Origin of the sequence: Pseudophaeobacter sp., from assembly GCF_039971195.1 — a bacterium.
Lineage (GTDB): Bacteria > Pseudomonadota > Alphaproteobacteria > Rhodobacterales > Rhodobacteraceae > Pseudophaeobacter.
Window position 1 is genome coordinate 20,912 of sequence record NZ_JBDWPJ010000056.1, and the last position, 7,281, is coordinate 28,192.

At 60.5% G+C, this 7,281-nt stretch carries 7 protein-coding genes and 1 pseudogene; 7 read left to right on the forward strand and 1 reads right to left on the reverse strand.

What is annotated here, in order from left to right:
• Position 1 precedes the first annotated feature (1 nt).
• Positions 2 to 1,513 carry an anthranilate synthase component I gene (gene trpE / locus ABJP42_RS04905; RefSeq protein WP_348338870.1) on the forward strand — a complete coding sequence of 504 codons (1,512 nt, stop codon included), beginning with the start codon at positions 2 to 4 and terminating at the stop codon, positions 1,511 to 1,513.
• 83 nt (positions 1,514 to 1,596) lie between these two features.
• On the opposite strand, the gene ABJP42_RS04910 is transcribed toward trpE, so the two are convergent.
• Positions 1,597 to 3,300 (reverse strand): divergent polysaccharide deacetylase family protein, encoded by a 1,704-nt coding sequence (locus ABJP42_RS04910; protein ID WP_348338872.1) that lies wholly within the window; start codon positions 3,298 to 3,300, stop codon positions 1,597 to 1,599.
• A gap of 239 nt (positions 3,301 to 3,539) precedes the next feature.
• On the opposite strand from ABJP42_RS04910, the gene ABJP42_RS04915 reads away from it, so the two are divergent.
• The 6 genes and pseudogenes from ABJP42_RS04915 to ABJP42_RS04940 all read left to right on the forward strand — a co-directional run.
• The gene (locus ABJP42_RS04915) at positions 3,540 to 4,121 is read left to right on the forward strand and encodes an aminodeoxychorismate/anthranilate synthase component II (protein ID WP_348338874.1); all 582 of its coding nucleotides are present in this window, start codon (positions 3,540 to 3,542) and stop codon (positions 4,119 to 4,121) included.
• Entirely contained in the window at positions 4,118 to 5,143 is a 1,026-nt protein-coding gene (trpD, locus tag ABJP42_RS04920) for an anthranilate phosphoribosyltransferase (protein WP_348338876.1), read from the forward strand. Before ABJP42_RS04915 ends, trpD begins: the two co-directional genes overlap by 4 nt.
• Positions 5,140 to 5,799: a uracil-DNA glycosylase gene (locus ABJP42_RS04925; protein WP_348338878.1), complete on the forward strand. Its 660-nt coding sequence runs from the start codon at positions 5,140 to 5,142 to the stop codon at positions 5,797 to 5,799. Before trpD ends, ABJP42_RS04925 begins: the two co-directional genes overlap by 4 nt.
• Before the next feature lie 40 nt (positions 5,800 to 5,839).
• Positions 5,840 to 6,652 carry an indole-3-glycerol phosphate synthase TrpC gene (gene trpC, locus ABJP42_RS04930; RefSeq protein WP_348338880.1) on the forward strand — a complete coding sequence of 271 codons (813 nt, stop codon included), beginning with the start codon at positions 5,840 to 5,842 and terminating at the stop codon, positions 6,650 to 6,652.
• Complete coding sequence (moaC, locus tag ABJP42_RS04935; RefSeq protein WP_348338882.1) at positions 6,653 to 7,123, forward strand: cyclic pyranopterin monophosphate synthase MoaC; 471 nt, start codon at positions 6,653 to 6,655, stop codon at positions 7,121 to 7,123. It abuts the gene before it with no gap.
• Positions 7,124 to 7,281, forward strand: a pseudogene (locus ABJP42_RS04940) (molybdopterin molybdenumtransferase MoeA); the annotation flags it as partial.

Below are 7,281 nucleotides of genomic sequence, written 5' to 3' on the forward strand. Positions count from 1 at the left end.
CATGGCTCTGACCCCAGATTTTGAAAGTTTCGCCAAGGCCTATGAGGGTGGCGAAAACCAGGTTGTCTATACCCGGCTTGCCGCCGATCTCGACACCCCTGTTTCGCTGATGCTCAAGCTTACCGGTGCCCAGAAGGACGCCTTTATGCTGGAGTCGGTGACTGGCGGCGAGGTGCGCGGGCGCTATTCCATCATTGGTATGAAGCCTGATCTGGTCTGGCGCAGCCATGGGGAGGCTTCTTCGCTGAACCGCTCGGCCCGATTTGATCCCGAAGCCTTTGATGCCCAGCCGGGCAATCCGCTGGACAATTTGCGCGCCCTGCTGGCCGAGAGCAAAATCAATCTGCCCGAGGATATGCCGCAGGCGGCCGCGGGCCTGTTTGGCTATCTCGGCTATGATATGGTGCGCCATGTCGAGCATCTGCCAGATGTGAACCCTGATCCGCTGGGCCTTCCGGATGCGGTGATGATGCGCCCCTCGGTGGTGGCTGTTCTGGACGGGGTCAAAGGCGAAGTCACCGTGGTCTCCCCGGCCTGGGTCAGCGATGGGCAGACCGCACGCGCCGCCTATGCCCAGGCAGCGGAACGGGTGATGGATGCGGTGCGCGATCTGGAGCGGGCCATGCCCACTGAAACCCGCGATCTCGGCGATGCCCGCGAAGTGGCCCCGCCAGTGTCGAACTTCACCAAATCCGGCTATATGGAAGCAGTGGAAAAGGCCAAGGACTACATCCGGGCCGGCGATATCTTTCAGGTGGTGCCAGCGCAGCGCTGGAGCCAGGAATTCCCGCTGCCTCCTTTTGCGCTGTACCGGTCTTTGCGGCGCACCAACCCCTCGCCCTTCATGTTCTATTTCAACTTTGGTGGCTTTCAGGTCATCGGCGCCAGCCCGGAAATCCTGGTGCGGGTCTTTGGCAATGAGGTCACCATCCGGCCCATCGCAGGCACCCGCCCACGCGGCGCCACGCCGGAAGAAGACAAGGCCAATGAGATCGATCTTTTGGCTGACAAAAAGGAACTGGCAGAGCATCTGATGCTGCTGGATCTGGGCCGCAATGACACCGGCCGTGTGGCCAAGATCGGCACAGTGCAGCCTACCGAACAGTTCATCATCGAACGCTACAGCCATGTGATGCACATTGTCTCCAACGTGATCGGAGAGCTGCACGAAGACAAAGACGCGCTGGATGCGTTTTTTGCCGGCATGCCAGCAGGCACCGTTTCCGGGGCTCCCAAGGTGCGCGCGATGGAGATCATCGACGAGCTGGAGCCGGAAAAACGCGGCGTCTATGGCGGCGGTGTTGGCTATTTCTCAGCTGGGGGCGACATGGATATGTGCATCGCCCTGCGCACTGCCATCGTCAAGGATCAGACGCTCTATGTGCAGGCCGGCGGAGGGGTTGTCTATGACAGCGACCCGGAGGCGGAATATATGGAGACCGTACATAAGTCCAACGCCATCCGCCGTGCCGCCGCCGATGCCGCCCGTTTTGTCGGCAAGGGCAACGGCTAACCGATGTAGAGAACTGATTTCAAACAAAAAGGGCCTCAAAACGGAGGCCCTTTTGTCGTTTAGATCAAGCCTTCAGCAGCGCCCTAGGGAGTCAGATTGGCTTTGAGAGCGGCAGAAATCGGTGCCAGCCCAACCTGGCTGGCGCGATCCTGCAGGCCCCAAAGCAGCAGCGCCGAAATCGTGTCGGGGCGCAGCCGCCCCAGCATGATCACAGCGCCTTCCTGACGGGCCCGAAAGGCCGCCTGGTCGAGGAACCGCCGCATAGCGCGTGGGTTTTGCCCGGCGCCGTCAAAATCGCGAAACACTACGCCTGAAGGCATCCCATCGCGCAGCGCCAGTTTTTGCACGGTATTGAGCCCATTGTTCTGGGTGACCATGCCGTAGCCTGCCGCCTGCATCACTGCGACCATCTGGTCGGCCAGAGGTCTGTTGCCCTGAAACCCGGTCTCTACCCCTTCGAGGAAGCCAACCGCCAGGGGCATCTGCTCCATCCAGACCGCCAGCGTAGTCTCGGCATCCTGCGGCGCGGCTTCACGGGGCAGATCTGCCAGAATCAGTACTTCAAACCCAGCGGCGCGCCGCGCCTTCATTTTCTCCATGGCTTTGGGATCAGAGGGTGCGATGGAAAAGGTAATGGGATAGGGGAATTCCGCCAGAGCCTCGGCGCCAATGGCATCCTCATCATCGATCAACACGATCGACATCAGAGGTCGGTTGTCAAAACCGGCAAACTCCTGAGCATTGGCTTCAAAGGGCGTCACGCCAGAGCTCTGCGCGGCGGCATCTGCACCAGCGCTGCTACCACCTATCAGGCTTGGCGCACTGGCGCGCTCGGTGAGTGGAACCACCGGGGTGCCGATGCTGGGGCCTGTTGTTGATGGCACTACAGCGGCCAGTTGCTCGTCTTGGTCTTGAGGCTCGGAATCTGTGTCAGTCGCGGCGGGCTCATCAGGACTGGTTTCAGCGGCACTGGCCTCATCAGGACTGGCCTCAGTTCCATTTTCGCCCAAAACTGCGACCTGCGGTGGTACAGACTCTGTCTCAACGGTTTCTGGCGAGCCGTCTCCCTGTGGCGCAACAGGTGTCACCGTGTTGGTCGCAAAGCTGGGCAATGCAGTGGCTTGCGGCGGCGTTCCGATCTGGGGAGCCAGCAGATCAACGCTGACTGCACTTGGGTCCTTCTCCGCACTATCTGGTTCTGTCTGTTCGATCTGTACCGTATCAGACGCGGGGTCGGAACCATCCGCAACCACTTGCTCTTCAGGCGCCGTTGTCGTGTCGGTGGCAGTTTCAACCTCTGGTGCAGGCTGTGTTTCCGGTTCCTCCACGGGCTCGGGCAGCGCCGCTGTCTCGGTAGAGACCTGAAGGTTTTCCTCTTGTCCCGGTACGTCGGGCGCTGTGCCACTGTCCTGATCGCCGGCAACCGTACTGGGAACCTCCGGCAGCGTCTCAACGCCGGCGACCTGCGAGGTATCCCCTTCGCTGGTGCCGGCTTCAGTGCCAACAACAGGCGGGCTGCCGGGGTTGGTGTCCAGAACCGCCAGCGGGCTGGTATCTGTGTCGCCAGAGCTTTGCGGGCTGGTGGGCAGGACCTCGACCAGATCAGCGTCGCGTGGCGCGTCTGTCACCGGAGCTGTGCTGTCCGCCACCAAGGGTTGCTCCGCCCCGTCGGGTGTTGTGGTGTCGACTTCCACACGGGTTGGCAATGGTGAGGAGAGCGACCACATCGCAGCCCCCATAACCGCTACAAGCGCGCCAATGCTGACACCTCCGAGAAACCCTTTCATACGCAGCCCTGCCTCTCATCATCCCCTGTCCAACCCTGTGATCGGGTCGGTTGTCGCTGATCAGGCCTGTCACAGGCGCTTGGCCCTGACAAACCCCTCAATCTTTTTGCTCAGACCCAAAGCTGTGCGCCAATTGAACGTCCTGCCCTTGACGCTGCCTCACAAGCCTGAACAAGTATACCGCAACCACTATACTGCGGCGCGGCCCTGGCCCGCCACCCATAAAAGAGCCCGCCAAGATGCTGCTGCTAATCGACAACTACGACTCCTTTACCTACAACCTTGTGCATTACCTCGGAGAGCTTGGGGCTGAGATGCAGGTGCATCGCAATGATGCCCTCTCTGTTGAAGAGGCGCTTGCGCTAAGCCCCGAAGGTATTTTGCTATCGCCAGGTCCCAAAGCCCCCGAACAGGCCGGAATTTGCCTCGCTCTGACCCAGGCCGCGGCCGAAAAAGGTATTCCCTTGATGGGGGTCTGCCTTGGGCACCAGACCATCGGTGAATGTTTTGGCGGCAAAGTCGTGCGCTGCCACGAGATCGTACATGGCAAAATGGGGCTGATGCAGCACAACAACACCGGGTTGTTTGCCGGGCTGCCCAGCCCGTTTGAAGCAACCCGCTATCACTCGCTGGTGGTCGAGCGCGACAGCCTGCCGGACTGCCTGGAGATCACCGCCGAGCTTAAAGATGGCACCATCATGGGGCTACAGCACAAGGAACTCCCCATCCATGGCGTTCAGTTCCACCCGGAATCCATCGCCTCAGAACACGGCCATGCCCTGCTGAAAAACTTCCTCGATGTCATGAAGGTGCCCGCATGAGCGATCTGATCAAGCCGCTGATTGGCGCTGCCGCCGATGGTCCGCTGACCCGCGCTGAGGCCGAACAGGCCTTTACCCTGTTGTTTGAAGGCGAGGCCACCCCCAGCCAGATCGGCGGCTTGCTGATGGCGCTGCGCACGCGTGGAGAAACCGTGGATGAATATGCCGCTGCCGCCTCGGTGATGCGGGCCAAATGCAATCCGGTCAAAGCCCCCGCAGGCGCCATGGATATTGTTGGCACCGGCGGTGATGGCAAACATACGCTGAATATCTCCACCGCCACCGCCTTTGTCACCGCCGGCGCTGGGGTGGTGGTGGCCAAACACGGCAACCGCAACCTGTCGTCGCGTTCTGGAACGGCGGATGTTCAAGCGCAGATGGGCATCAATGTCATGGTCACGCCAGAGGTGGTGGAACGGGCGCTGGCCAGCTGTGGCATCGCCTTCATGATGGCGCCAATGCATCATCCGGCGGTGGCACACGTCATGCCGACACGCCAGGAACTAGGGACAAGAACGATCTTTAACATCCTGGGACCATTGACAAACCCCGCCGGGGTGACCCACCAACTCACGGGTGCTTTCAGCCGCGATCTGATCCGTCCGATGGCGGAAACCCTGGGCCAGCTGGGCTCTGAACGGGCCTGGTTGGTGCATGGATCAGACGGCACGGATGAGCTGACCATCACCGGTATCAGCTGGGTTTCAGCCCTGGAAGAAGATGGTGGGGTTGTTGATTTTGAACTGCACCCAGAAGAGGCCGGCCTGCCGGTGCATCCTTTTGAGGCCATCGTCGGCGGCAGCCCCGAGGACAACGCCCGCGCCTTTCGCGCCCTGCTGGATGGCGAGGCCAATGCCTATCGCGACGCAGTGCTGCTGAACACTGCCGCTGCCCTAGTAGTGGCCAATGCCGCCAGCTCCCTGAAAGAGGGCGTGGAAATGGCGCGCCAGAGCATCGATTCCGGATCCGCCAAGCAAAAGCTGGACGCGTTGGCAAAGATTACAACGGCCGCAGAAGGATGAACCTTCCTGCAGGCGCAACGGATCTTGGCGGCTGGGGCGATCTGGCGTTTTTCCAGCAAGACTGGCTGCAGATCCAAGCAAAACTCGCAGCGGACCCACGGCAAACCCTGCCCGCCGCCCCACAACGCTTTGCCGCCCTGTCGCTGACGCCGCTGGCAAAAACGCGTGTGGTTATTCTCGGGCAAGATCCCTATCCAACCCCTGGCCACGCCAATGGGCTAGCCTTCTCCACGCAAGCGGATGTAGCGCCATTGCCGAGATCCCTTTCCAATATTTTCAAAGAGTTGAAAAGCGATATTGGCGGACACCCCGTCAATGGAGATCTGGAAAACTGGGCCAGACAGGGCGTATTGCTTTTGAATACCGCGCTCTCTGTGCCTGCGGGTGAGGCCAATGGCCACAAGGATCTCGGCTGGGCGCAGTTGGTGCAGCAGGTACTCACCAGGTCGTCTCGATCTCCCACAGCCTATGTTTTCTGGGGGAAACAGGCGCAAAGACTTGAAAAATATGTCCATCCGGGCGATCACCTAATCCTGAGAAGCGCCCATCCTTCGCCTCTCTCCGCACATCGCGGGTTCTTCGGCTCGGGGCCCTTTTCGGCCATAAACAATTGGCTTGTCGCGCGCGGATGCCGCCCGATCGACTGGACCAGATAACAACAGACAATGACTAGACAAAACGACGGGAGGCTGAGACATGGCTGAAAACGTGCTCGACAAGATCAAGGCCTACAAGCTGGAAGAAGTGGCCGCAGACAAGGCCGCTAAACCGCTCTCTGAGGTAGAGGCCGAAGCGCGCGAGGCCTCCCCTACACGCGGTTTTGCCAGTGCCCTTTCCCAGGCTTCGCGCGATGGTTACGGGCTGATTGCAGAGATCAAAAAGGCCAGCCCCTCCAAAGGTTTGATCCGCGAAGATTTTGATCCCGCCAGCCTCGCCCAGGCCTATGAGCTCGGCGGCGCTGCTTGCCTCTCGGTGCTGACGGATACCCCCAGCTTTCAGGGAGCTAAATCCTTTCTGGTGGAGGCCCGCGCCGCCTGCGCCCTGCCTGCCCTGCGCAAGGATTTCATGTATGATACCTACCAGGTGGCCGAGGCCCGCGCCCTGGGGGCGGACTGCATTCTGATCATTCTCGCCTCTGTGACCGACGCGCAGGCAGCAGAACTGGAAGACTGCTCCATGGGCTGGGGTATGGATGTGTTGCTGGAAGTGCATGACGAGGCGGAACTGGAGCGGGCTTCGCTGTTGAAATCACCCCTGATGGGGATCAACAACCGCAACCTCAAGACCTTTGAAACAACGCTGGACACCACCCGCTACCTGTCCCGTCTTGTGCCCGCAGAGCGGACAATTGTCTGCGAAAGCGGCTTGTCGACGCCGCAGGACCTGTCGGATATGGCGCGCTACGGGGCGCGCACCTTCCTGATCGGGGAATCGCTGATGCGGCAGGAAGATGTCGCCACAGCCACCCGCAGCCTGCTGGCCAATCCGCTGACCCCAGGAGCGCTGTAAATGCCGCTGACCCATTTTGACACCAAGGGCGATGCCCATATGGTGGATGTCTCCGACAAAGAGTTCACCGCGCGGGTCGCTGTCGCCGAGGGTCACATCACCATGGCGCAGCAAACCTTTGATATCATTGCCCAGGGCAAGGCTAAAAAAGGCGACGTTCTAAGCGTTGCCCGCCTGGCTGGCATCATGGGCGCCAAGAAAACGCCCGAGCTGATCCCGCTCTGCCATCCGCTGCCAATCACCAAGGTCGCGGTGGAGCTGATGCTGGAGCCGGACCTGCCCGGTGTGCGCATCGAGGCCACGGTTAAGACCACCGGCCAGACCGGGGTGGAAATGGAAGCCTTGACAGCGGTCTCCACCGCGGCGCTCACGGTCTATGACATGGCCAAGGCCGTGGACAAGGCAATGCAGATCGGCGGCATTCGCGTAGTGCTCAAAGATGGTGGAAAATCTGGACGGTACGAGGCATAAATGATTTCGGTTTCTCAGGCCCGCGACGCCGTTTTACAGCTCACCCAGGACATGGAAATCGAACAGGTGCCCCTGGCGCAGGCTGCTGGCCGGATCTTGGCACAGGAAATCAGCGCTCGTCGTGACCAACCTCCCTTTTCAGCCTCGGCAATGGATGG